This window comes from Massilia brevitalea (assembly GCF_030711405.1).
Lineage (GTDB): Bacteria > Pseudomonadota > Gammaproteobacteria > Burkholderiales > Burkholderiaceae_D > Telluria > Telluria brevitalea.
Map to the genome: position 1 here is coordinate 36,643 of NZ_JAULSI010000010.1, position 26,110 is coordinate 62,752.

21 protein-coding genes are annotated in these 26,110 nt (G+C 64.8%); 12 read left to right on the plus strand and 9 right to left on the minus strand.

Annotated features, from left to right (window positions below):
- Positions 1-249 precede the first annotated feature (249 nt).
- The 7 genes from QWL29_RS08160 (at position 250) to QWL29_RS08190 (ending at position 11,607) form a co-directional block, all read left to right on the plus strand.
- Positions 250-1,770 (plus strand): amidohydrolase family protein, encoded by a 1,521-nt coding sequence (locus QWL29_RS08160; RefSeq protein ID WP_305822391.1) that lies wholly within the window; start codon positions 250-252, stop codon positions 1,768-1,770.
- Positions 1,771-2,302: 532 nt separating this feature from the next.
- The gene (locus tag QWL29_RS08165) at positions 2,303-5,734 is read left to right on the plus strand and encodes a TonB-dependent receptor (protein WP_305822392.1); all 3,432 of its coding nucleotides are present in this window, start codon (positions 2,303-2,305) and stop codon (positions 5,732-5,734) included.
- A gap of 179 nt (positions 5,735-5,913) precedes the next feature.
- The gene (locus QWL29_RS08170) at positions 5,914-7,614 is read left to right on the plus strand and encodes a bifunctional metallophosphatase/5'-nucleotidase (protein WP_305822393.1); all 1,701 of its coding nucleotides are present in this window, start codon (positions 5,914-5,916) and stop codon (positions 7,612-7,614) included.
- Between the two features lie 2 nt (positions 7,615-7,616).
- Entirely contained in the window at positions 7,617-7,793 is a 177-nt protein-coding gene (locus tag QWL29_RS08175; RefSeq protein WP_305822394.1) for a hypothetical protein, read from the plus strand.
- A gap of 26 nt (positions 7,794-7,819) precedes the next feature.
- Positions 7,820-8,872, plus strand: coding sequence for a S1/P1 nuclease (locus tag QWL29_RS08180; RefSeq protein ID WP_305822395.1), 1,053 nt, complete (start codon positions 7,820-7,822; stop codon positions 8,870-8,872).
- A 435-nt stretch (positions 8,873-9,307) separates the two neighbouring features.
- A complete protein-coding gene (locus tag QWL29_RS08185; RefSeq protein WP_305822396.1) occupies positions 9,308-10,165 on the plus strand; it encodes a MipA/OmpV family protein in 858 nt (285 codons plus the stop codon).
- Between the two features lie 86 nt (positions 10,166-10,251).
- The gene (locus QWL29_RS08190) at positions 10,252-11,607 is read left to right on the plus strand and encodes a hypothetical protein (protein ID WP_305822397.1); all 1,356 of its coding nucleotides are present in this window, start codon (positions 10,252-10,254) and stop codon (positions 11,605-11,607) included.
- Between the two features lie 113 nt (positions 11,608-11,720).
- Here QWL29_RS08190 and QWL29_RS08195 read toward each other — a convergent pair whose 3' ends face one another.
- The 6 genes from QWL29_RS08195 to QWL29_RS08220 form a co-directional block, all read right to left on the minus strand.
- Positions 11,721-12,686 (minus strand): ABC transporter permease, encoded by a 966-nt coding sequence (locus QWL29_RS08195; RefSeq protein WP_305822398.1) that lies wholly within the window; start codon positions 12,684-12,686, stop codon positions 11,721-11,723.
- Between the two features lie 3 nt (positions 12,687-12,689).
- Positions 12,690-13,775, minus strand: a complete 1,086-nt coding sequence (locus QWL29_RS08200; protein ID WP_305822488.1) for an ABC transporter permease — start codon at positions 13,773-13,775, stop codon at positions 12,690-12,692.
- A 5-nt stretch (positions 13,776-13,780) separates the two neighbouring features.
- Complete coding sequence (locus QWL29_RS08205) at positions 13,781-15,310, minus strand: ABC transporter ATP-binding protein (protein WP_308635119.1); 1,530 nt, start codon at positions 15,308-15,310, stop codon at positions 13,781-13,783.
- A 135-nt stretch (positions 15,311-15,445) separates the two neighbouring features.
- Entirely contained in the window at positions 15,446-16,441 is a 996-nt protein-coding gene (locus QWL29_RS08210) for a BMP family lipoprotein (protein ID WP_305822400.1), read from the minus strand.
- A 417-nt stretch (positions 16,442-16,858) separates the two neighbouring features.
- Entirely contained in the window at positions 16,859-17,728 is an 870-nt protein-coding gene (locus QWL29_RS08215; protein ID WP_305822401.1) for an alpha/beta hydrolase, read from the minus strand.
- A gap of 115 nt (positions 17,729-17,843) precedes the next feature.
- The gene (locus QWL29_RS08220) at positions 17,844-19,046 is read right to left on the minus strand and encodes an NHL domain-containing protein (protein WP_305822402.1); all 1,203 of its coding nucleotides are present in this window, start codon (positions 19,044-19,046) and stop codon (positions 17,844-17,846) included.
- A 185-nt stretch (positions 19,047-19,231) separates the two neighbouring features.
- Between QWL29_RS08220 and QWL29_RS08225 the strand changes: the two genes are divergently transcribed.
- The 4 genes from QWL29_RS08225 (at position 19,232) to pcp (ending at position 21,939) form a co-directional block, all read left to right on the plus strand.
- Complete coding sequence (locus QWL29_RS08225) at positions 19,232-19,534, plus strand: YciI-like protein (protein ID WP_305822403.1); 303 nt, start codon at positions 19,232-19,234, stop codon at positions 19,532-19,534.
- 101 nt (positions 19,535-19,635) lie between these two features.
- On the plus strand, positions 19,636-20,328 hold the full coding sequence (locus QWL29_RS08230; RefSeq protein WP_305822489.1) for a DUF969 domain-containing protein: 693 nt from the start codon (positions 19,636-19,638) through the stop codon (positions 20,326-20,328).
- The gene (locus QWL29_RS08235; protein ID WP_305822404.1) at positions 20,325-21,281 is read left to right on the plus strand and encodes a DUF979 domain-containing protein; all 957 of its coding nucleotides are present in this window, start codon (positions 20,325-20,327) and stop codon (positions 21,279-21,281) included. Before QWL29_RS08230 ends, QWL29_RS08235 begins: the two co-directional genes overlap by 4 nt.
- A 13-nt stretch (positions 21,282-21,294) precedes the next feature.
- Positions 21,295-21,939, plus strand: a complete 645-nt coding sequence (gene pcp, locus QWL29_RS08240; protein ID WP_305822405.1) for a pyroglutamyl-peptidase I — start codon at positions 21,295-21,297, stop codon at positions 21,937-21,939.
- A 46-nt stretch (positions 21,940-21,985) separates the two neighbouring features.
- On the opposite strand, the gene QWL29_RS08245 is transcribed toward pcp, so the two are convergent.
- Genes QWL29_RS08245 through QWL29_RS08255 form a run of 3 tightly spaced genes read right to left on the minus strand, consistent with a single transcriptional unit; the run spans position 21,986 to position 24,920 of the window.
- Positions 21,986-22,888, minus strand: coding sequence for a LysR family transcriptional regulator (locus tag QWL29_RS08245; RefSeq protein WP_305822406.1), 903 nt, complete (start codon positions 22,886-22,888; stop codon positions 21,986-21,988).
- A gap of 7 nt (positions 22,889-22,895) precedes the next feature.
- Complete coding sequence (locus QWL29_RS08250; protein WP_305822407.1) at positions 22,896-23,810, minus strand: pseudouridine-5'-phosphate glycosidase; 915 nt, start codon at positions 23,808-23,810, stop codon at positions 22,896-22,898.
- A gap of 9 nt (positions 23,811-23,819) precedes the next feature.
- Positions 23,820-24,920 (minus strand): carbohydrate kinase, encoded by a 1,101-nt coding sequence (locus tag QWL29_RS08255; RefSeq protein WP_305822408.1) that lies wholly within the window; start codon positions 24,918-24,920, stop codon positions 23,820-23,822.
- Between the two features lie 333 nt (positions 24,921-25,253).
- On the opposite strand from QWL29_RS08255, the gene xapA reads away from it, so the two are divergent.
- Positions 25,254-26,108, plus strand: a complete 855-nt coding sequence (gene xapA, locus QWL29_RS08260; protein ID WP_305822409.1) for a xanthosine phosphorylase — start codon at positions 25,254-25,256, stop codon at positions 26,106-26,108.
- Positions 26,109-26,110: the final 2 nt, after the last annotated feature.

Genomic DNA, 26,110 nt, shown 5'->3' on the forward strand with positions numbered 1-26,110 from the left:
TCGTCGCTGCGCGCCTCGGCCACCAAGCAATGCCGGGTTTGCGGCCTGGAACGTATCCCGTAGTCCTGTAGGGTGGGCACTCGTGCCCACGCGGATTCAACACACCAATACCAGCGCAGGCAACAGCCCCGATAGCGCCAGCACACCCTCCCCGCAACAAAACGGCACCCACCCCATCCATTGCCAATCCTGCACTTAGCAGTTAGAGTTTCGCGGTCCGCACCAACCAACCGTTACGAAAGAATCCCGATGCAGAAGAAACTGAGCAGCCTCCTGATCGCGCTCGCCTGTGCCGCCGCCGCCGCGCCCGTGGCCGCCAAGGAGCCCGCGAGCGCCACGCGCCAGGCCAACGAAGCCGCCACCGCCCGCCACTACGCCGGCCTGGTTGCCGGCAGCGCGCCGAAACTGGCCGAGCTGACCATGTTCTTCACCCAGATGCCGAAGGGCGGCGACCTGCACCACCATTACTCCGGCGCCATCTATGCCGAGCAGTACGTCGACTTCCTCGACAAGCAGGGCGTCTGCGTCAACAAGCAGACCTACCGCATCGAGACCAACAAGGACGTCGTCGCCGCCGAGCGCGCGAAGCCGGCCAAGGAACGCAACTGCCTGTCCAGCGCCGAAGTCTATGCCGACGACGCCACCTGGCGCGAGCTGGTGCAGCGCTGGTCGAACAAGGACTTCGGCAACCACGGCGCCCTGCAGCCGCCGCCGGACCGCCTGTTCTTCCAGACCTTCAGCTTCTTTGGACCAGTCTCGAACGCCAACTTCGCCGAAGGCTTGCAGGAACTGAAAAAGCGCGCGATCGCCGAGAACGTCGGCTACATCGAGACCATGTTCAAGATGGCCCCGGCCGTGGCCAATCCCGAGTTCGACGCCCGTGCCTGGCAGTTGGTGAACGACGACGCGGCCCTTAAGGCCGAGCTGAACACCTGGATGGAAACCCTGGCGCGCGACCCGGCCTTCAACAAGACCCTGGGCGAGTTCGTCGCCAGGATCGACGAAGCGGCGCAGGGCATCGACGACGAGCGCTTCACCATGCGCTACCAGACCTATGTGCTGCGCCTGCTGAACCCGTCGCAGGTGTTTTCCTCGATGATCGGCGCCTTCAAGGCGGCATCGGCGAACGGCAAGATCGTCGGCGTGAACATCGTCGGCCAGGAAAGCACGGCCGTCTCGATGCGCGACTACACGCTGCACATGAAGATGTTCGGCTTCCTGAAGTCGGTGTATCCGGACGTGAAGGTGGCCATGCACGCCGGCGAGCTGGCGATGGGCGACGTGCCGCCGGAAGGCCTGAAGTTCCACATCGACGAGGCGCTGGTGCTGGCGAACGCCGACCGCATCGGCCACGGCATCGACCTGGCCCACGAGACGAATGCCCTGGCGATCATGGCGAAGATGCGCAAGGACGACGTGCCGGTGGAAATCAACCTGACCTCGAACGATTTCATCAACGGCCTGAAGGACGAGAACCACCCGATCACGCTGTACCGCAAATACGGCGTGCCCTACGTGATCTCGACCGACGACGCCGGCGTCACCCGCCACACGCTCAGCAACGAATACGTGCTGTTCGCCAGCCGCTACAAGCCGGACTATGCGGAGATGAAGAAGGCCTCGTACAACAGCATCCGCTACGCCTTCCTGCCGGCGGCCGAGAAGACGCGCCTGACGCGCCAGCTCGACGCGCGCTATGCGAAGTTCGAGGCCGACATCGCGCGACTGGCAAAAACCGTTGTGCCAGCACCACGCACAAAAATCAAATAAGCAACAAATAAATGGTTTCGATAACGGCAGCGCAAGGCTGCCGTTTTTGCATGTGCACCATGCCCTGCACCGCCCTGGGGCGGACGGAAGTTAGTGCTGAGCCAACATTTGTGGCCTCCTCACCACAGATTTACAAGGCCACCCCTGCGTTTTCCGAAAATGCTTATCTAAATATTTCATCAAAGAATGCCTTCCGTATAATCGCGCCTTGTGATTTTGCGCGAGAAAGCGCGTTGCGGTGCACCAGATGCACGTTTTTTGGGCGATTCAGACGCCCAGCCTCTAAATGGCGAAGGAAAAACGTATTTGTCTGGCCGGTGGGGCTCATGCATATTTGTTGATGTTGGTAAATATGCTTGAAGTTTTTTCAAGGGTAAGGTGTAACAGGGATGACATTTTTCCTGTCTACAATCGCCCGGTTCCAAGGCTGGCTGTGCCGCTGCGTTTCGCAGCAACCAGGGTTGCAGTACTTGTAAAGAGGGACACCTTCGGGTGTCCAAAATAACTAAAGTCTATTTTTGGGGTTTTAACAATGATCACTCACAAACAGATCCGGCTCACCAAGCTGGCCCTGGCTTTGTCGATTGCGTTGTCGGCGGCGCCGACCTTCGCACAGAACACCACCTCCGCCATTGGCGGCCGTGTCGCTGGTGCGGATGGCCGTCCAGTGGCCGGCGCTCAGGTGTCGATCCAACACGTCGAGTCGGGATCTGTCAGCAACGTCGCTACCGACGCTGAAGGCCGTTACGTCGCACGCGGCCTGCGCGTCGGCGGTCCGTACACGATCATTTACACCAAGGATGGCATCTCGGAAAAACGCGAGAACGTCTTCGTCCAGCTGGCCGAGACCGCGTCGATCGATGCGACCCTGGGCCAGGCGATGCAGACCGTGACCGTGTCGGGTTCGGCCAACCGCTCGGAACGCTTCAACCGCACCACCATGGGTGCCGGCACCAGCATCGGCGCGACCGAACTGGCAACCCAGGCATCGATCCAGCGCAGCCTGCAGGACTACGCCCGCGCCGACCCGCGCGTGTCGCAGACCGACAAGGACCGCGGCGAAATGTCCGTCGCCGGCCAGAACTCGCGCTACAACTCGATCACCGTCGACGGCGTGGCCATCAACGACACCTTCGGCCTGGAATCGAACGGCAGCCCGACCGCGCGCCAGGCGATCTCGATCGAAGCCATCCAGTCGGTGCAAGTGAACGTCGCCAACTACGACGTGACCCAGAAAGGCTACACCGGCGCCAACATCAACGCCGTCACCAAGTCGGGCACCAACACCTGGAAGGGCGGCGTCTACTACGTATGGCGTAACGACCGCTTCGTCGGCGAGCGCTACAACAACGTCACCGACACCTACAGCGACGCACCGAAGTTCAAGGAAACCACCAAGGGCGTGTGGGCCAGTGGCGCCCTGATCGAAGACAAGCTCTTCATCTACGCCCTGACCGAGAAGTCGGAAAGCAGCCGCGCCAGCCCGGACTTCGGCATCATCGGCAGCACCGCCGGCACCACCGTGCCGATCACCGCCGCATCGGTTGCAGCTGCCCAGCAGATCGCACGCGACCGGTACGGCATGGAAATCGGCGGCCTGAACGTGCCTGCCGGCTCGAAGATGGAATCGGAAGAAAAGCTGCTGAAAGTCGACTGGAACATCAGCGACAACCACCGCGCTAACTTCCGCTACGGTAAGACCACCCAGTCGGAACCGGCATTCCCATCGTTCGCGCGCGACAGCGTGACCCTGGACTCGATGTTCTACAGCAATGAGAAGAGCATCGAAACCGGCGTGGCCCAGGTCTTCTCGGACTGGACCCCGACCCTGTCGACCGAATTCCGCGTATCGTCGCGTGACTACAAATCGGTTCCGCAAAACAGCACGCGCCTGCCGTCGATCCGCCTGCAGTTCAGCGGCCCGCTGCCTGCCGGCACCCCGGCCGGCGTCCAGAACGGCACGCGTGACCTGAACTTCGGCACCGAATATGCACGCCAGCTGAACGTCCTCGGCACCAAGACCATGGACTACTACGGCGCGGCCAACTGGATCGTGGGCGACCACGAAATCAAGGGCGGCTTCGACTACAGCGTCAACGAGATCTACAACGCCTACCTGCAGAACGTGTTCGGCAGCTACACCTTCGCCTGCGACAACACGATCAATGCCAACGCCTGCCTGAACGGCAATGCCGCGCAGATCGAAGCCGCGGTGCTGGACAACTTCCGCAACGGCCGTCCGACCTCGTACACCGTGCAGGTGCCCGCACCTGGCAAGACCCTGGACGACGGTATCGCATCGTTCAAGATGAAGAACACCGGCCTGTTCCTGCAAGACACCTGGACCGTCAACAAGAACCTGACCGTGACCTACGGCCTGCGCGTCGACGAAACCGGCGTCGGCAGCAAGCCGCTGGCCAACGCCGCCGTGGCAGCACCTGTCATCGCCGGCACCGTCACCACCGTGGGCAACACCACCACCTTCCGTGGCCAGACCGGCGGTTTCGGCTACGACAACACCGTCACCCCTGACGGCAAGAAGCTGTGGCAGCCACGCGCCGGCTTCAACTACAAGTTCGACACCGCGCGTCCAACCCAGATCCGCGGCGGCGCCGGCCTGTTCCAGGGTGCAGCTGCATCGGTCTGGATGGCCAACCCGTTCTCGAACCCGGGCGTTGCTACCCGTACCATCACCTGCTCGGGTGTCGGCTCGACCCGTTGCCCGGTCACCGGCCCAGGCATCTTCAGCCCGAATCCGGACGCCCAGCCGACCAACATCGCCGGCAGCACGCCGCTCGCCAACGTCGACATCCTCGACCCGGGCCTGCGCCAGCCATCGATCTGGAAAGCCAACCTGGCGTTCGACACCGAACTGCCATGGTCCGGCATGGTCTTCGGTGCCGAGTTCCTGTACACCAAGAACAAGGACTCGATCTTCTATGAGCACCTGAACCTGGGCGCGCCTACCCGTACCGCCGGTACCGATGGCCGCCAGATGTTCTGGAACACCCAGGGCCTGTCGACCGCCTGCTACTCGGCAGGTACCGCCGGCACCACGCTGAGCACCGTCAGCGGTTGCGGCGCGCAGAACAAGGCGCTGCGCAACACGTCCTACAACAACGTCCTGGTTGCGAAGAACACCAGCGAAGGCGACGGCAAGCTGGTTACCGTGTCGCTGTCGAAACCGCTGACCAAGGGCTTCGGCTGGTCGCTGGCCTACACCCACACGGATGCGACGGAAGTCTCGCCGCTGTCGTCGTCGGTCGCCAACTCGAACTTCAATGCCCGCTCGGTATTCAACCCGAACGAAGAAGTCGCGGCGAACTCGAACTACATGGTCAAGCACCGCCTGAACGCCCTGGCTAACTTCCAGCGCAAGTTCTTCGGCGCCTACAACACCCGCTTCGGTATCTTCTACGAAGCACGTTCGGGCAAGCCTTACAGCTGGACCGTCAAGAACGACATGAACGGCGACGGTATCTCGGGTAACGACCTGATGTACATCCCGACGGCCTTCGGTTCGGGTGAAGTCGTGTTCTACGGCGATACGGCAACCAGCCACACCAACGAGCAGCGCTTCTGGGACATCGTCAACGGCAACAAGGCCCTGCGCAAGGCAGCCGGCGGCGTGGTCGAGCGTAACAAGAGCTTCTCGGACTGGACCAACGTTGTCGACATGCGTATCAGCCAGGAAATTCCAGGCATCTTCGCACGCAACAAGGCTGTGTTCACGCTGGACTTCTTCAACGTCGGCAACCTGCTGAACAAGAAGTGGGGCCACACCGAAGAGCCGTCGTTCGCATCGGCTGGCGGCACCACCCGCGGCTTCGTGGACTATGCCGGCCTGGACAGCCAGGGCCGTTATGTCTACTTCGTTCGCAACAAGGCAGACGACAACGTCGTCAAGCAGGCCAAGAACGAATCGCAGTGGGCGATCCAGGCGACCGTCAAGTACGAATTCTAAGTTCCTGAATTTGTCTTGATGTTCCCAAGGCGGCCGGTGGAAACACCGGCCGTTTTTTCGTTTACGTGAACGGGTAGGGCGGATGACATCCGGGCTGTAAGGATTTCCCCATGCTCTCCTACGTGCAATAATCCGGGTCGCCTCGCAAGGGCACCCGTTTTCTTCAATCAAGGACCACCATGATCGCTTCCCCGCGCGCCCGCGCCGTTCTTTCCACCCTGGTGCTGGCGCTTGCCGCGGCCGGCTGCGCGAGCACGCCGCAGGAACCGATCACCCTGAACCTGGTCGCCATCAACGACTTCCACGGCAACCTGGAACCGAGCAAATACACGTACACCAGCGCCGCCGGACAAAGCGAGACCCTGCGCGCCGGCGGCATCGAAACCCTGAGCGGCGCGCTGGCCGCCTGGCGCCAGGAAGACAAGGACCTGCTGTTCATCGGCGCCGGCGACCTGATCGGCGCCAGCCCGGCGCTGTCCTCGATGTGGGCCGACGAGCCGAGCATCGAAGCGATGAATCTGTTCGGCCTGCGCGTGAGCTCGGTCGGCAACCACGAATTCGACCAGGGCCGCAAGGAACTGCTGCGCCAGCAGCACGGCGGCTGCGATTCGCCGCGCCCGAACAAGGCCTGCAAGCTGGCGCCGGACTTCAAGGGTGCGCGCTTCACCTACCTCGCCGCCAACGTCCTCGATAAAGCCACCGGCAAGCCCTTCATGCCGGCCTACCGCATCGAGACCGTCAAGGGCGTGAAGGTCGGCATTGTCGGCGTGGTGCTGCAGGACACCGCCTCGGTGGCGATGAGCTCGGCCATTGCCGGCCTCGACTTCATTGGCGAAGCCGAAGCCATCAACCGCACGCTGCCGCAGATGCGCGCCGAGGGCGCCCAGGTGATCCTGGCCCTGGTGCACGAGGGCGGCCGCACCGACGAGTCCCCCGAGCAGCCGAATTGCAAGGGCCTCACCGGCGGCGTGGTCGACATCGTCAAGGCGCTGGATCCGGCGATCCGCCTGGTCATCACCGGCCACTCGCACCAGGGTTATTTGTGCCAGGTCGATGGCCGCGTCGTGACCCAGGCCGATGCCGCCGGCCACCTGCTGTCGCGCATCGCGCTGAAGGTCGATGCCAAGAGCGGCGCCGTGGCCGACATCGACGTACGCAACGTGGTCATGGACCCGAGCAAGTTCACGGCCGATCCGAAGATCAGCGCCTACCTGGCGCGCGTCAAGGAACGCAGCACCGCCGCACTGGCGCGTCCGCTGGGTAAACTCGGCACGGCCACGGTGGCGCGCAAGGCGAACGACGCCGGCGAAGCACCGCTGGGCAACCTGGTCGCCGACGCCATCGTCGCCGCCACCCGCAACCAGGGGGTGCAGATCGGCTTCATGAACAGCGGCGGTATCCGCAAGGACCTGGAAACCGCGGACGGGCAGCTTGCCACCTTCGGCAATGCCCAGGCGGTGCTGCCGTTCGGCAATACCCTGGTGGTGATGGACCTGACCGGCGCCCAGCTGCGCCGCCTGCTCGAGCAGCAGTGGGACCGCCCCAGCAGCTCCGGCGCCACCATCCTGCAGGTGTCGCAAGGCTTTACCTACACCTGGGACGCGAAGCGCCCGGTGGGCAGCCGCGTGCTGCCGGGCAGCCTGAAGCTGAACGGCGCGGCGATCGAAGACGGCAAGACCTACCGCGTGGTCGCGAATAACTTCCTGGCCGAAGGCGGCGACAATATTCCGGAATTCGCCAAGGGCACGAACCGCGTGGACACCCAGTTGGTCGACCTCGACGCGCTGAGCGATTTCATTGCGAAAAACCCGGGCGCCGGCGCACCGGCTGCGGGCATGGCCTCGACCGTGCGCATCGACAAAATCAAGGCGGCGAACTGATCATGGACCAGAACATCGTCATCATCGTTGCCATCGCGCTGGCCGTGATCGGCGTCACCGTGGTCAAGCGCCTGCTGCTGAAGTCTTCGCTGCCGCCGGCACGGCGCGCGCTGTTGCTGGCGGCGCTGGCGGTGGCCCTGATGACCGTCATGTCCATCGTGCTGACCACGCAGCAATAAACAAACGCTACATCCCAAGGAACATCATGAAAAAACTAGCTTGTGTACTGGCGCTGGCAAGCGCCTTCGTGTCGTTTGACGCGGCCGCCTGGGGCGGCGATGGCCACCGCGCGGTGGGCGCGATTGCCGACCGCCTGCTGAAGGGCACGAACGCCGAAAAGCAGATCGCGGCGCTCCTGCTGCCGGGCGAAACCCTGCAGTCGATCGCCAACTGGCCGGACTGCGTGAAGGGCACTTACTGCGGTCCGCAGTCGCCGGAAATGGTCGAGTACACGAATGCCAACCCGAAGCACAGCGAGTACCACTACACCGATGTGCCGTTCCAGCTCGCGCACTACCATGACCACGGCGTGGGCACGAGCGAGCACGACATCGTGCAAACGCTGAAGCAGGCCATCGCCGTGTTGCAAGGCAAGACCGACCCGGCCCTGAATCCGCACAAGTTCACCAAGCGCCAGGCGCTGATCTTGCTGACCCACATGGTCGGCGACATCCACCAGCCGCTGCACGTGGGCGCGGCCTTTGTCAGCAAGGACGGCAAGTTCGTGGTGCCGAAGACCCATGCCGAAGTCGACGAAGCGGCGATCTTCGATTCGCGCGGCGGCAACAACCTGCTGCTCGACGACGAGCGCCTGACCCGCCTGAGCGATGCCGTGATTCCGCCGGGCGAGCCGAAGCCGATCAGGGAAGGCGTGCCAAAGGCGCTGACGAAACCCTTCCACTCGTACTGGGACAGCACCACGGTCGACTACGCCTTCCGCCGCATCCGCACCAGGACCCCGGACCAGTTCGCCGACGCGGCGATTGCCGGCAAGCCGGCCATCCAGGCGAATACGGGCGAGCTCGCCATCTGGCCTTACCAGTGGGCCGACGACAGCCTGATTGCGTCGAAGATCGCCTACGGCGACGTGGTGCCGGGCAAGCTGGTGCCGCAGACGGGCAAGAAGGGCGACGTGTACTACACCTTCACGCTCGAAGTGCCGGACAACTACCCGGTGCCAAGCTCGCAGTTGGCCAAGGAACAATTGATCAAGGGCGGCTACAAGCTGGCCGAGGTGTTGAAGGCGATTTACGGCTGATCGACCGTAGCGTTGCCGCATCGACGAAGAGGGCCGCAGCACGCTGCGGCCTTTTTATTTGATGCGCCGATATCCGTATTCGACGCGCGAACGGGGAACCGTACGGTGGGCACCCCGTGCCCACGCGGTACGTACGTATCCTTGCACCTGCTGCCGCGACCCATCGCTCGAAACAACGAGCGAAGCCGATTTGCCGTCCGTCGCATGCCGAGCGAGCGACACCTTTCCGTACGTGATTCCAGACACGCACGTAACCGCGTGGGCACGGAGTGCCCACCGTACGATGCCTATCGCGGTCCGGTCTACCAGGCCATGATTGGCGCGTCCCGGCCCACCCGACGATGACGCAACCGCCATCAACCAGAACCCGCATAATCCCGCCCATCCTGCTGCTAAAATAACAAGCCCCGCGCCCCGCGCCTTTTCCCTTTTCACATGAACAAAATCTTGCCCGCCATCGTCGGCCTCGCAGGCCTGGCCTGCTCGCTGCACGCTTCCGCCCAGATCATCGATTCGGCCGCGTCCCCGAGCGAACCGCCGGGCCGCCCGCTGTGGGAACTCGGCCTGGGCGGCGGTGTCATCAGCACCCCGGCCTATCCCGGCGCGGATGACCGCGAAACCCGCGTGCTCGGCATTCCCACCGTGATCTACCGCGGCAAGATCCTGCGGGCCGACCAGTCCGGCATCGGCGCGCGCCTGTTCCGCAGCGAGAACGCCGAACTCGACGTCGGCCTGGCGGCCTCGCTGCCGGCCAGGTCCGACGACGTCGACGCCCGCGCCGGCATGCCCGACCTTGGCGCCCTGGGCGAATTCGGCCCGCGCCTGAAACTGCGCCTGGCGCGCTTCGACGCCTACAGCGGCCTGCGCGCCGAGCTGCCGCTGCGCGCGGTGTTCGAGGTGCGCAGCGGCGTGCGCCACCAGGGCTACACCTTCGAGCCGCGCCTGGTCTACGAACGCCGCACCGCCGACGGCAAATGGATGTTCGATACCCAGCTCTCCACCGTCGTCGGCGACGGCAAGATCAACCGCTACTTCTACGAAGTCGCGCCGCAGTACGCGAGCGCCGACCGTCCGGCCTATGCCGCCAAATCCGGCCTGATCCTGGTGCGCGTGGGCGCCTTTGCGGCGCGCCAGGTCAACCCGGATCTGCGCGTGTTCGGCTTCGTGCGCGCCGAGAACTACGGCGTCGGCGCCAACGACGACAGCCCGCTGCACCGCAAGAACAATGGCGTGTCGGGCGGCATCGGGCTGTCGTGGACGCTGTGGCGCTCCAGGTCCATGGCGCGTGACTGATCAATTCGAAGCCTTGTCCGGCCACAAGCCGTGACCCCCGCCCGCGCGGAAGATGAGCTGTTCGCCCTCCACACAAGGAATCGAAAATGCTCATCCGCAACGCATGCCTCTGCCTGGCCGGCAGCCTGCTCGCGCTCGGCGCGCTGGCTGCCAGCGTCAATCCCTACGCCGACCACAACGGCAAGCTGCCGCCCGCCGACTATACCGGGCCGCTGTTCAGGCTCAGCTATAACTATCCCGCCGGCCTGCCGGCGCCCCACATGCCCTGGCGCACGGCGATCGGCAATGGCGCCATCACCACTGCCAGCGCGCCGGCCTACACCCAGGCCCTGAAGGACAGCATCGCGCGCGACATGGCCACGCTGCTGGCCGACTACGAGGACTGGAACGCGGCCAAGCGCGGCTGGTACAACGACCCCTGGCTGGGCGCCCAGCGCGAGCCGGTGCACGGCATGCTGGTCGGGATCGAGAAGGTCGACAATACCCTGTTCCCGAAAAGCGGTTTGACGAAACCCTTTACGACCTATGTGCTGACCTACTACAACCGTACCGCCGCGCAAACGCTGGGGAAAATCTGGAGCCGCAACCCGAACGCCCCGATGCTCGACGGCGGCGCGACCCAGTACGCCGAGGGCTCGATCACCGTCAAGCTGGCGTTCACCACCGCCGACCCGGCCACCTGGCCGGCGATGGAAGGCGCGCTGGCCTGGCCGATGATGATGACGGCGAATGCCACCACCGGCCACAACGACAGGCCACGGCTGGACAAGGCGTACCTGATGCAGGTCGACGTCGTGGTGAAGGACACGCAGTCGGCGCCGCAGACCGGCTGGGTGTTCACGACCCTGGTCTACGACCGCGACACGCGTCCCGGCAGCGCCGGCGTGTGGGACCAGATGGTGGCGCTCGGCGCGCAGTGGGGCAACGATCCGCAGGCCAACAGCGCGCTGAACCCTGGCGCGGCGCTGCAGGAAACCTGGGTGAATCCGAACGCGCCCTTGTACGCTACTGAAACCCTGGGCTGGGGCGGGCGCCTGTCGGGGCCGAACGACCACGCGCTGAACGATATCTCGGTGGCCGGGGAGGGCGGGCGCGTGCTGACCCGGAACGCCGCGAATTCATCCTGCCTGAGCTGCCACGGCGCCGCGCAGTGGAATGCCGCCAATCCGAAGCAGGGGATGGCGTCGTTCTTCATGCCGCTGGCCGCACCGGGCGAAGGCGCGGCCGCCAACGCCGGCGCGCCCTACATGAATTCGCCGGCGCCGGGGTCCGTGGAATGGCTGCGCTGGTTCCAGAACCGCGCGGGCGACGTGCCGATGGACACCGGCAGCATCCCCGGCGACTACGACCTGGCGCTGACCTTCCGTGTGCTGCCGGCCTGGCACGCGGCGATGACGGGCAAGGAGCATGCGCTGCGCAAGCTGGACGCATCCGGAAAGTAGGGTGGTCGGCTTCGCCGCCCACGCGTACCGTTAGCGCCCACCCTACATTGCAACCGGTACCTCAAATAAAAAGGCGGCCATCTGGCCGCCTTCCCGTTCACATCAAGTGCAGATCAGCGCGACTTCACGAACGGCTTGCCAACCGCCTTCGGCGCCACCGACTTGGCCATCAGCCCGGCCAGCACGATCACGGTCACGACGTACGGAATCATCTGGATCAGCGAGCCGGGAATGCGGCCCACGAGCGGCAAATCGACGCCTTCGATCTGGATCTGCACGGCCGAGAAGAAGCCGAACATCAGGCAGCCGAGCACGGTCTGCAGTGGACGCCAATTGCCAAACACCAGGGCCGTCAGGGCCAGGTAACCGGCGCCGGCCGACATGTCGCGCAGGAAGAAGCCGCTCTGGACGATCGACAGGTAGGCGCCCGAGAACGAGCACAGCACGCCGGCCACCAGCATCGCCATGTAGCGGGTGCGCTCGACCGAGACGCCGGCGGCATCGGCTGCGTGCGGGTTTTCTCCGCAGGCGCGCAGGCGCAGGCCGAAACGGCTGTGGTAGACCACCCAGTGCACGACCGGCAGCAGCAGGAAAGCCAGGTAGACCAGCGGCGAGTGGCCGCCGATCAGGCTGTTCCAGATCCAGCCCAGCACTGGCACGCCGGCCAAGGCTTCGGCGCCCGGCAGGGTCACGCTGGCCAGGCGCGCCGCGCCCAGGTCCGGCGTGCGGCCGCCCTGCTGGAAGATGTACTGGGCGACCACGAAGGTCAGGCCGCTCATGGCGATGTTGATGGCGATGCCGGCCACCAGCTGGTTGCCCTTTTGCGTGATCGAGACGAATGCCTGGACCATGGCCAGCGCCACCGAGACGGCGATGCCGGCGGCGATGCCCAGCCACGGGTTCTGCGTCGTGTAGCCGACCGCGGCGGAGACGAAGGCCGAGGCGAGGATCTTGCCCTCGAGGCCAATGTCGACCACGCCGCTGCGTTCGGCGAACAGGCCGGCCAGCGCGGCGAACATCAGCACCGGCGCGTTGCGGATCGTCGAGACGACGATGTTGGCGATATCAAAGCCTTCCATGATTTAACCCTTGCGTGTTGCGTTGATCAGTTTCAGGAGCGCCGGACCGTACAGGTTTTCCATTGCGCCGCAGAACAGGATGATCAGGCCCTGGATGAAGACGAAGGTCTCTACCGGGATGTTCGGTTTTTCCAGCGACAGATCGAAGCCGCCCTGGATCAGCGCGCCGAACAGCACCGACGACAGGAAGATGCCGACCGGGTGCTGGCGGCCCATCAGGGCGATGGCGATGCCGATGAAGCCGGCGCCGGCCGGGAAGTTCAGGCTCAGGTAATGGGTCGAGCCCATGATGGAGTTCACCGAGGCCAGGCCGGCCAGGGCGCCCGAGATCAGCATGGCGACGATGATCATGCGGCTGATGCGCACGCCGGCGTAGTGGGCCGCGTGCTGGTTCAGGCCGGTGGCGCGCAGCTGGTAGCCCCAGGTCGAGCGCGAGACCACCACGCCGTAGATGACGAGGGCGGCGATGGCGACCAGGAAGCCGATGTTCAGCGGGGTATCGCCGAAGAAGGGGAACCAGGTGTTCAGGGTCGGCAGCATGGCGCTGTCGGCGAACACGCGGCTGGCCGGGTTCTGCTCGCCCTCGGGGATGAGGTACTTCACGATGATGAAGTTCATCAGGCTGGCGGCGATGAAGTTGAACATGATGGTCGTGACCACCACGTGGCTGCCGCGCCTGGCCTGCAGGTAGCCCGGCAGGAAGGCCCACAGCGCGCCGAACACGGCGGCGCCGACCATGGCCAGCGGAATCAGCAGCCAGGGCGACAGGGTGTTGTCGAACGCCAGCACGGCCAGGGTCAGGCCGAGGCCGCCGAAGTACATCTGGCCTTCGGCGCCGATGTTGAACAGGCCGGCCTTCATGGCGATCGACACGGCAAGGCCCGTGAAGATGAAGGTGCTGGCGTAGAACAGCGTGTAGGCCAGGCCTTCCGGATTGATGACGGCCGAGTCGATCAGGATCTTCATCGACTCGATCGGGCTTTCGCCCAGCAGGTGGATGACGAGCGCGGCGACCAGCAGCGCCGACAGCAGGTTCAGGAGCGGCAGGGCGATACCGGTCGCCCAGCGTGGAAGTTCGGTGAGTTTCATCTGTTTCATGACTTGTGCATGCCGCCCATCAGGAGGCCGATGCGGGTAGTGTCGAATTCGTCGATGGCCAGTTCGCCGGTGACGCGCCCGCCGGAGACAACCACGATGCGGTCGGCCAGGGCGCGCACTTCTTCCAGCTCGGTCGACACCAGCAGGATCGCCACGCCTTCGTCGCGCAGGCGCAGCAGCTGGGTGTGGATCGACTCGATGGTGCCGATGTCGACGCCGCGCGTCGGCTGGCCGACCAGCATCAGTTTCGGCTGGGCCGAGACTTCGCGCGCGATCACCACCTTTTGCTGGTTGCCGCCGGAGAGCAGGCCGATGCGCATGTCGGGGTTGTTCGGACGCACGTCAAACGCCTGCAGCAGGTGCGCGCAGCGCTTGGCAATCGCCTCGAAGTCGAACAGGCCCCAGCGGTTTTTCACGCGACTTTCGTAGCCGAACACAGTGTTCTGCATCACCGAGTAATCCTTGATCACGCCGTCGCGCAGGCGGTCTTCCGGCACGTGGCCGATGCCGAGCTGGCGAAAGGTGGCCGGCAAGCCGTCGGCATTCGAGCGGCCGGAATAGGGCAGGGGCTTGCCATCGAACTCGACCTGGCCGGACGTCGGCAGGCGCATGCCGGCCAGGATTTCCATCAGCTCGCTCTGGCCATTGCCGGACACGCCGGCAAGCGCGACGATCTCGCCGGCGCGCACGGTCAGGTTGATGTCGGCCAGCAGCTGCACCTTGTTCGCATCCTGCAGCTGCAGGTTGTTCACTTTCAGGACAGGCGCGCCGGGATTGAAGGGCTTGCGCGGCAGGTTGCCTTCGATCGGGCGGCCGACCATCATGTTGGCCAGTTGCTCCTTCGAGGTCTCGCTGGTCGTGACGGCGCCCGCCACGCGGCCGGCGCGCATCACCGTCACCTGGTCGGTGATGTCCATGATCTCGCCCAGCTTGTGGGTGATCAGGATGATGGTCTTGCCCTGGTCCTTGAACAGGCGCAGGATTTCGAACAGGGACGCGGTTTCCTGGGCGGTGAGGACGGCGGTAGGCTCGTCCAGGATCAGGATGTTCGCGCTGCGGTAGATCTGCTTCAGGATCTCGACGCGCTGCTGGGCACCCACCGACAGATCGTGGATGGTGGCCAGCGGATCGACGTCGAGGCGGTAGCGCGTGCAGATCTCGCGCAGCTTGTTTTCGACTTCCTTGCGTTTCGCAGCCAGCTTGAAGCCGCCCTCGGCGCCGAGCATCACGTTGTCGAGCACGGTCATGTTTTCGACCAGCATGAAGTGCTGGTGAACCATGCCGATGCCGAGATCGATGGCTTCCTGGCTGGTGCGGATATTCCGCGCCTGGCCATCGATCAGGAGTTGCCCGCTGTCGGCATGGTAATAGCCGTACAGGATGCTCATCAGGGTGGATTTGCCGGCGCCGTTCTCCCCGATGACGCCATGGATGGAACCCTTGGCGATCGTGAAGCTGACGTCAGCGTTCGCTTGCACCGGCCCGAAGGCCTTGCTTATGTTGCGAAATTCTACGGCTGGCTGCATAGCGATCAGTAGTAAAAATGTTTGCTTAAAAATGATGAATGCATTGGGTGGCACGGTGGCCAGCCCAACGCATTTAAAAGCGCGCCGCGCCGGGGTCTCCGGCGCGGCGCGCTTGTCGTTACAACGATATGAAAATCAGACCGGGCAGCTGCTGCCTGCGCGGTAATCGATGACCTTGATCTTGCCGTTGATGATGTCGGCTTTTACGCCATTCACGCGTTTTTCGATTTCCGGGGTGACGACCTTGCGGTTGTCCTTGTCCAGCACCCAGTCCACGCCGCCTTCTTTCAGGCCTTTATAGGTGGTGCCGCCCTTCCAGGTGTTGTTCTTGACCTGCATGAAGGAGTCGTAGATCGCGATGTCGACGCGCTTGACCATCGAGGTCAGCATGTTACCCGGGTGCAGGTAGTTCTGGTTCGAATCGACGCCGATCGCCAGCTTGCCTTTTTCCTTGGCCATCTGCAGGGCGCCCATGCCCGAGCCGCCGGCCACGGCGAACACGACGTCGGCACCGCGGTCGAATTGCTGGCGTGCCAGCTCGCCGCCCTTGGCCGGGTCGTTCCAGGCCGCGGCGGTGGTGCCGACCATGTTCGACATGATCTCGATCTTCGGCTGCTGCGCCTTGGCGCCCTGGTTATAGCCGCACGAGAAGGCGCGGATCAGCGGAATGTCCATGCCGCCGACAAAACCGATCTTCTTGGTCTTGGACGCCATGGCGGCGGCGACGCCGACCAGGTAGGAGCCTTCCTGTTCCTTGAACATGATCGAGTTCACGTTCGCGCCTGGCGCGATCGAGTCGATCAGGACGAATCGGACTTTCGGGAATTCCTTGGCGACCTTGGCCACGGCCTGGGTCTGCGAGAAGCCGATGGCGGCGATCATGTCGAGCTTCTTGCGCGCGAGACCGCGCATCACCTGCTCGGCCTGGGTATCGCTGTTGGCCTGGACTTCGATGTAGGAGATGCCCGTTTCCTTCTTGAAGCGCTCGGCGCCTTCGAAAGCGGACTGGTTGAACGACTTGTCGAACTTGCCGCCGGCATCATAGACGATGCCCAGTTTCGGATTGGCTGCGCTTGCCGTGCCGGCGATGCACAGTGCTGCAATCGTCATGCTGAGTTGCTTGAATTTCATGAAATAGCTCCTGGAATTTCGATATTGTACCCGGCGCAACGGCTGCGTTGGGAAGGGCGGCATAAAGGCAAGGCATCGAGCGGCACTGGATCGCACTTGCACACTGCCGTGCAGGCACCATTCGTTCACGCAATTCGATGACGTGCGGATTGTGTCAGCCCCAAACGTTTCACGGGGTTACGATTTGTATCGCGGCCTGCTCAACCCGTGCATTACGCGCGCGAATGTCGCAGCGTCGCAACAGCAAACGGGGAGGGTAGCCCGGCCATGCGCTGCGTGGCGCCGGGTATCGGAAAACCTGCGCAGCTCAACCTGTCAAATATGCATCAGCCCGTGGATGCATGACAAATACGATTTTACTTGGCAATTTATTCGAAGGAAATATAAATGCCGACAACATTCGGCATCTTTTTTCCTTCACGCCACAGTTTCGAGGAGTTGCGGGGCGGGCAGGGGCTGGCTGAAGCGCTCGCTCAGGAAGCTGGCGATGCGGGCCTGGGTCGCTTCCAGGTAGGGAATGTTCAGGTGGTCCGAGCCGGGCACGATCTCGTCGGCGATCAGGTTGGCCAGCTTGCCGCATAGCTGGTCGGTATGCGAGTGGGGCACGATGTCGTCGCTTTCCGCGCGCAGCACGCAAGTGGGAACGGTGAGCGAGGGCGCGTACTTGATCGACTCGAAGCGGTGGCGCAGCATGTACTCGATCGGCATGGCGCGGAACTTGCGCTTGGCAATCGCCAGGATCGAATCGTAGGGCGTGATCAGGACCACCGAGTGGGCGGCGCGTTCCTTCGCCACCTGTACGGCGACGCCGGAACCGAGGCTGCGCCCGACCACGGCGATGCGGCGCGCGTCGACCTGGCCCAGGGCGGCCAGCCAGTCGTACAGCGTGCAGCCGTCGTCGATCATCAGGGTTTCGTCGGGGATGCCGTGCGAATTGCCGTAGCCGCGGTAGTTCATCGCCAGCACGGTCATGTTGGGGAACAGATTACCGGCGTCGCGCACCACCCAGGACACTTCCTCGGAGCGGCCGCCGAAATACAGCACCGCCGGGCGCGGACCCGGCGTGCGCGGCGTCATCAGCCAGCCGCAGAGGCGGGTGCCGTCCTTGGCGCGCAGGACGATCGGGCGGGTGCGATGGCCGCTGCTGCGCGGGCTATTGACCTCGGGGATGATGGTCGGGTTGAACACCAGCCGTCGCTGGTTGGCGGCCACCGCAGCCGTCAGGCCCAGCCACAACACGCTGGCGAATCCCGCCATCCCTGCCGCCATTTTTTTCGATGTGTTCATGAGCCACAGTCTACGCCTACAGCGCTAACTCTTCTGTGCGGCAAGTCGCCATGCACTGCAGCAAAGGACTGAGCTGGCGCGAGAGTATGGTTTGCGCAACAGTGGCCTCTCCCGATCAGCGCGCCGGCACCAGTTTCAGCACCATGTTCTGCGAAGTGGCCGCCAGCGAGCCGGCCGCCAGCACCGTGATGCCGCGCGGCGCGTTCAGGCTGCCTGGCAGGGGGCCGAGCACCACGTTCCGGGTGCCGGGGGTGCCGGCCACAGTGTTCACCGCGCCCGAGCTGCCGATGCGGCGGATGGTGCCGTTGCCGGTGTCGGCCACGAACAGGGTGCCGGCGCCGTCCATCGTCAGCGCGGCGGCGTTGCAGAAGCGCGCGCTGGCGCCCGGGCCGTCGGCGGTGCCGCATTGGCCGGCGGCGCCGGCGACCGTGCGCACTTCTCCGGAAGGCGAGATTTCGCGGATCGTGGAATTGGCCGTGTCGGCCACGTACAGGTAACCGTCGTCGTCGACCTCGATGTCGCGCGGCTCGCAGAAGCGGGCCGCATTGCCGCGTCCGTCGGCACTGCCACAGGCGCCGGCCGTCCCGGCCACCGTGGTGACGGCGTTGTTGCGGTCGATGCGGCGGATGGTGTGGTTCATGGTGTCGGCCACGTACAGGTTGCCGTTGCGGTCGAGCGTGATGCCCTGCGGGTTGCAGAAGCGTGCATTGCCGGCGCTGCCGTCCTGGCTGCCGCACTGGCCGGCGGCGCCGGCGAGCGTGGTGACGGCGCCGGCCGCGCTCACCTGGCGGATGGTGGAGTTGCCGCTGTCGGTGACGTACAAATTGCCGTCGACGTCGGCCTCGAGCCGGGTCGGCCCGTTGAAGCGCGCCGCGCCACCGGCGCCATCGCTGCTGCCGCTGGCGCCGGCGCTGCCGGCCAGGGTCACCGCCACGCCCTGCTGCGAGACCTTGCGGATGGTGCCGCTCGTGCGTTCCGCCACGAACAGATTGCCGTCGGGGCCGAGCACGATGCCCTCGGGGGCATCGAAGCGCGCGGCCGAACCGGAGCCGTCGAGCGTGCCGCCGCAGGTGGGGCACAAGCCGCCGGCGATCAGGAAGATGCCGGGATCGGACGACGTTCCGCCGCCCGGCCAGCCCGGGTGGTACGGGTAGTCGTCGTAGCCATCGTCGTAGTCGACGTAGCCGAAGCCGAGCGAGACGCCGCCTCCGCCGCAGGCGGCGAGGGTGGCGGACAGGAGCAGTGCCCCGATGCGCAGGCCGGCATGGCGCAACAGGCGCCGGATACGCGGGAACAGGGCGAGGATCGTCGGGCGCATGGCATCTCCTTTGGTGGACGTCGGCGGCTGGCCGTTCGTGACCGTATCGAGATTAGTGAGGCTGGGCGTTCCAAGTATGAGCGCGATCAAGCGTGCGCGGGAGCACGCCAGAACTGCGCAGCGGTCCACAGGTGCGTTACTATGCATTTACCATTCATTCACGATCAATCCACACCGGAGTCAACGTGCATTACCTGCTCATCTACGATCTCGCTCCCGACTACCTCGAACGCCGCGCCGAATTCCGTAACGAACACCTGCGCCTGGCCTGGGAAGCACAGGAGCGCGGCGAGATGGTGCTGGCCGGCGCCCTCGACGAACCGGCCGACCGCGCGATGCTCCTGTTCGACGTCGACAGCCCGGAAGTGCCGCAGCTGTTCGCCGCCAGGGATCCTTATGTCACCCATGGCCTGGTGCGCGCTTTTCACGTGCGGCGCTGGAATACCGTGGTGGGCGACCTGGCCGGGAATCCGGTGCGGCCAGAGTAGGCGCTCCTACGTTTGTCTTCTTCCCTTGTTTTGCGGTTTCACTAATGCAATCTGCCTTCGGTTAAACTCATCCGGCTAATAACGACAAGCCGGAGACGATGTTGCAAACTGCTGTCAATCTGTGGCCGCTGCTGGGCGTGGCCGTCATCGCCGCCGGCTTCCTGCTGCGCGCCAATCCCGTGCTCGTGGTCGTGGCCGCCTGTGGCGTCACCGGCGCCGCGGCCGCCATGCCGTTCATGCATCTGCTGGAATCGCTCGGCACCGCCTTTGTCAAGACGCGCAATTTGCCGCTGGTGCTGCTGCTGCCGCTGGCGGCCGTCGGCCTGCTCGAACGCTTTGGCCTGAAGGAGCACGCGATGGCCAGCATCGCGAAAATCCGCTCGGCCACCGCCGGGCGCCTCCTGATCGTCTATTTGTTCCTGCGCGAGACCACGGCCGCCGCCGGTCTCACCAGCCTGGGCGGCCAGCCATCGATGGTGCGCCCGCTGGTGGCGCCACTGGCCGAAGGCGCGGCCGAGGCGCGCAACGGCACGCTGTCCGACAAGCTGCGCTACCGCATCCGCGCCATGGCCGCCGCCACCGACAACGTCGGCCTGTTCTTCGGCGAAGACATCTTCGTTGCCTTTGGCGCCATCGTGCTGATGCAGACCATCCTGCGCGCCGAGGGCATCGAGGTCGATCCGCTGCACATGGCGCTGTGGGGCATCCCGACCGCCATCTGCGCCTTTATCATCCACAGCTGGAACCTGCGCCGCCTGGACCTTGCGATCCGCCGCGAAGGAGAGGGCAAGTGATCTTTTCGCTGCAGTTCTTATACGTTCTCGTTGACCTGCTGCTGGGCACGGTTGCACTGCTGACCCTGCTCGACAGGGGCCACCCGCGCCGCTTCACCAGCGCGCTGTTCTGGGGCCTGTATGCCTTCGTCTACCTCGCCGGCGACTACATTCCGGCGGCAGCGGCCGGCGCGATCATGATCGCGATGGCGCTGCTGGCCGGCTGCGGCCTGGTGCGCCAGGGCAAGCACGGCAGCCTGGATGAATCCACCCGCCGCGCCAGCGCCGCGCGCCTGGGCAATAAACTGTTCCTGCCGGCGCTGGTGATCCCGATCGTGACCGTGCTCGGCGCCACCGTGCTGAAAGAGGTGCGCATCGGCGACTGGCTGCTGTTCGACCAGTCGCACCTGACGCTGGCCAGCCTGGGCCTGGGCTCGCTGCTGGCCATCGGCGCCGCCTGCTGGCTGACGAAGGCGACGCCGGTGCAGGGCGTGCGCGAGGCGCGGCGCCTGGTCGACGCCATGAGCTGGGCGGTGACCCTGCCGCACATGCTGGCCGTGCTGGGTCTGCTGTTCACCGAAGCCGGCGTCGGCAAGGCGGTGGCCCAGGTGAGTACCAGCTGGTTCGACGTCGACTCGCGCTTTGCCGCCGTGGCGCTCTACTGCATTGCCATGGCGGTGTTTACGATTATTATGGGGAATGGCTTTGCTGCCTTTCCGGTGATTGCCGGCGGCATCGGCATCCCGGTGCTGGTGAAGGTGTATGGCGCCGATCCGGCCGTCATGGCTGCCATCGGCATGTTCAGTGCGTATTGCGGCACCTTAATGACGCCAATGGCGGCGAACTTTAATATCGTCCCCGCGGCGCTGCTGGAGTTGCCTGACAAGAACGCGGTGATCAAGGCCCAGATACCGACCGCGCTGCCGCTGCTGGCGGCAAACATCCTCCTCCTCTACTTCCTCATGAACCGCTGACGTTGGAGAAATGATGAAAAAAACTGTCCTCCTGACTGGTTTCGAGCCCTTCAACGGCGCCAGCATCAACCTGGCCTGGGAAGCGGTGCGCGCGCTCAAGGGCTGGAGCGGCGGCGACTTCCTGATCGAAGTGCTGCAGCTGCCCTGCGTGTTCGGCTTCGCCAGCCGGGTGCTGTCCGGCGCCATCGACGAGATCAAGCCGGACGTGGTGATCGCCGTCGGCCAGGCCGGCGGACGCGCCGACCTCACCGTGGAGCGGGTGGCGATCAACGTCGACGATGCGCCGATCGTCGACAACGACAAGCAGCAGCCGGTCGATGCGCCGATTGCCGCCGATGGCCCTGCCGCCTATTTCTCCAGCCTGCCGATCAAGGCCATCGTCGCCGAGATGCGCGAGCGTGGCTTGAAAGCGTCGGTGTCGCAGACGGCCGGCACCTTTGTCTGCAACCACGTGTTCTATGGCCTGATGCACCGCATCGCCGGCACAGGTATCCGTGGCGGCTTCATCCACGTACCGTATTTGCCCGAGCAGGCCGCGGCCTTTGCCGGAGCGCCGGGGATGGCGCTGGACGAGATTGTCGAGGGGCTGCGCGTGGCGGTCGAGGTGGCGGTGCGGGGTGGTTCAGATACGGTTGTCGAAGGCGGGGCGACGCACTGATGGTTCAAACGCGGATGAAACGCGTGAACCTGCGGCGCAACCCGAATCACTCCCCGTCCGGATTCAAAATCTTCAAAAACGCCCGCACCACCGGTGCATCGTCCTGATTGGTGGTCGTGATGTACAAATTCGCCGACGGCGCATTCGTGCGGATCGGTAAAAAGGCCACGCCCGGCCAGCCGATCCGGCTGGTCGTCTGCGGCATCAGCGCCACGCCCAGACGCGCGCCGACCATCGCCAGCAGCGTCTGCGGCTCGGCTGCTTCCTGGAAGATCGCCGGCTGGAAGCCCGCGTTCACGCAGCATTGGATCAGGTAGCGCGGTTCGGCCGACTGGTGCAGGTGCAGGGTCAGCATCGGCTCCTGCGCAATGTCGGTCAGTTCGATCGCTTCCTGGCGCGCCAGCGGGTGTTCCTTGTGCACGGCCACGCAGAAGTTCTCGCGGAAGCACAGCTGCTGGCGCAGGTGCGCCGCCTTCAGTTCCTCGTCGTCCAATCTCGGTTCGCGCCAGAAGCCGACGTCGATCTGCTTCGAGCGCAGCGCTTCCAGTTGCTGGTCCGGTCCCAGCTCGTGCAGGGTCCAGGTCACGCGCGGGAACTCGGTCTGGAAGCGCTCCAGCAGGCTCGGGATCGGGCCCCACATCGCCGAGCCGACGATGCCCACGCGCAGGCGGCCGACTTCGCCGCGGTCGATCTGGCGGATGGTGTCGATCGTCATGCGCATCCGGCCCAGCAGCTCGGACGCTTCCGCCATCAGCGCCTTGCCGGCCACGGTCAGCTCGAAGCTGCGCGTGGTGCGCGCGAACAGGCGCACGCCGAGTTCGGACTCGAGCTTCATGATCTGCTGCGACAGCGGCGGCTGCGAAATGTGCAGGCGCTCGGCGGCGCGGCTGAAGCTTTTTTCCTCGGCCACGGCCAGGAAGTACTTCAGCTGTTTCAGGTCGATCGACATAAGGTAGTCAAGCGTTGCCGCTCAGGGCCACCGCCAGGCGCGCGCCGACCAGGGCATTGTGCTTGACCAGCGCGATGTTGGTCACCAGGCTGCGCCCTTCGGTAAGCTCCTTGATGCGCGCCAGCAGGAAGGGCGTCACCAGCTTGCCGGCCACGCCTTGTTGTTCCGCCTCGCCGAGCGCCTGCTCGGTGATGCGGTCGATCTCTTCCTTCGGCATCGCCGATTCCGCCGGTACCGGATTGCTGACGACCACGCCGCCATCCAGGCCGAGCTGCCACTTGGTGCGGATGAACGACGCCTGCGCTTCCGGCGCGTCGAGCTGGAAGTCGGCCTTGAAGCCGCTCTCGCGCGTGAAGAAGGCCGGGAAGCCGGGCTGGCCGACGCTGACTACCGGCACGCCGTTCGTTTCCAGGTATTCCAGGGTCAGGCCGATGTCGAGGATGGACTTGACGCCGGCGCAGACCACGGCGACATTCGTCTGCGCCAGTTCCTGCAAGTCGGCCGAGATGTCGAAGCTGGTCTCGGCGCCGCGGTGCACGCCGCCGATGCCGCCGGTGACGAACACCTCGATGCCGGCCAGTTCGGCGCAGATCATGGTCGCGGCGACGGTGGTGGCGCCGAGCAGCTTCTGCGACAGCACGTAGGCCAGGTCGCGGCGGCTGACCTTGATGGCGTCCGGTGCGGTGCCCAGGCGTTCCAGCTGTTCGTCGTCCAGGCCGATGCAGATCTTGCCGTCGATGATGGCGATGGTGGCCGGCACGGCGCCGGCGTCGCGGATGATCTGCTCGACTTCGCGCGCGGTCTGCACGTTTTGCGGGTAGGGCATGCCATGCGAGATGATGGTCGATTCGAGGGCGACCACGGGCAGGCCGGCGTTGCGCGCGGCGGCGACTTCGGGGGAGAACAGCAGGAAGGATTGCATGGTGAGACCTTATTCTGTGATGAGGGCGCCGAACGTATCGGGCGCGAGTTGCGGACAAACGGTCTGGCGGCATTCGACCGTCATGGCCGACAATTGCAGGCCGCGGCGGCAGGCCAGGGCCAGGTCGGCGCCGCCGCTGTGCAGCGACAGCACCAGGGCGGCGGCAAAGGCGTCGCCGGCGCCGGTGACGTCGACCACGTCGGCCGGCGGCGCGTCGAGGCGTTCGGCGCCGCCGCCCGGCACGGTGAACAGCACGCCGCGCGCGCCGAGCGTGACCACCACGTCTTCGGCGCCTTGCGCCTGGACTTCGCGGCAGGCGGCGGCCAGCTCGGCTTCGCTGTTCAACGCACGGCCGACGCGGGTGGCGAGTTCGCCTTCGTTCAGGATCAAGAGGCGCACGCCCACCAGCGACTCCGGCAGGCGATTCATCTTCGGTTCCGACACGGCGACCAGGATCAGCGCCACGCTGTCGCGCGCGGCATCGCGCTGCAGCGCGGCGATGGCGTCAATCGTCAGGTTCAGGTCGGCCACGATCAGCGAGGCGCCGCTGCGCTGCTGCTGGCGGGTGTCGAGGAAGGCCGGGGTGATGCGGTCGTACAGCGCCATGTCGGCCAGGGCCACCAGCAGCTGTCCGTCGCCGTCGAGCACCGCGGTATAGGTGCCGCTGCCGGCGTCGTCGAGTTTGAAGGCGCCGCGGGTGTCGATGCCGACGCTGTCGGCGTGGGCGAGCAGGGCGCGGCCCGATGAATCGTTGCCGACCGCCGTGATCAGGGACACGGCCGCACCCATGCGCGCCAGGTTCTCGGCGATGTTGCGGGCCACGCCGCCGAACGATTCGACGCCGCTGGCCGGGTTCGAGGTGCCCATCGCCAGCGTGCCTTCGGCGCGCAGCTTGCGGTCGAGGTTCGCGGCGCCCACGCACAGGATGGGGCGGTGGTCGGGCAGCACGTAGGCGCGGCCGAGGAGGCGGCGTTCGCGTACCAGGGTGGCGATGTAGCCGGCAACGGCCGAGCGCGAGAGCCCGAGCTCGGCGGCGAGGTCCTGCTGGGAAATGAAGGGGTTGGCACGGATCAGCTCGTACAACTGTTCTTTCTTGGAGAGTTCAGTCACAGTCGGCACTTATAAACAAATGTTGATCGATACTAGACAAATGTTTGAATGCGGTCAATACGTCGCCAGCATAATATTGTCCTGTTAGCTAAATTGTATCTCCAAGCCAACATGCAGCGGACATAAATTTACGTCGATTTATTTGTCAGACATATAAATGCAGAAGAAAAATGGTATTTGCCATACATATCCGGGATAATGCATAGTTAGAATAATTTTTGGCTACGCAGCGCCCCGTCCAGGCGGCGCCGGGCCGCAGCTCCAGCACCCCGCTCAGCACACCGCCCGTACGTAGCCTCCTCACCGTTTTTTCAGATCCCACGAAGGAATACCATGTCCAGCAATACCCCATTCGAAGCCGCCGACGTCATCCGTGCCCGCAAGCCGGGCTTTGCGCCGCGCGTGGCGATGATCCTCGGTTCCGGCCTCGGCGTGCTGGCCGAGCAGATGACCGACGTCGTCTCGATCAGCTATGCCGACCTGCCGGGCTTCCCGATCAGCACCGTGCACGGCCACGCGGGCGAACTGGTGCTGGGTGAGCTGGCCGGCGTGCCGGTGGTGTGCATGAAGGGCCGCGGCCACTTCTACGAAGGCTATGGCGCCCACGTGATGACCTCGGCCGTGCGCACCTTCAAGCTGCTCGGCTGCGAAATGCTGCTGGTGACGAACGCCGCCGGTTCGCTGCGTCCTGAAGTCGATGCGGGCAGCGTCGTGGTCCTCTCCGATCATATCAACCTGCTGCCGGGCAGCCCGATGGCCGGCCCGAACGACGACCGCTTCGGCCCGCGCTTCTTCAGCATGGCGAATGCCTACGACGCCGACCTGCGCGCGCTGGTGAAGGAAACCGCGGCAAGCAAGAACATTACCCTGGCCGAAGGCGTGTACCTGGCCGCGCCGGGCCCGAACTTCGAAACCGCCGCCGAAATCCGCGCCTTCAAGACCCTGGGCGCCGACGTGGTCGGCATGTCGGTGGTGCCGGAAGTGATCTCGGCACGCCACTGCGGCCTGAAAGTGGTGGGCGTCTCGGCCATCACCAACCTGGCCGAAGGCCTGTCGCCGTTCCCGCTGTCGCACGAACAGACCCTGAAGTACGCAGCGATCGCCGCCAAGGACCTGGTCACCCTGATCCATTCCTTCACCGAACGCCTGGGTTCGATCCCACGTGCAGCCACCCCGGCCGCCAACTAATC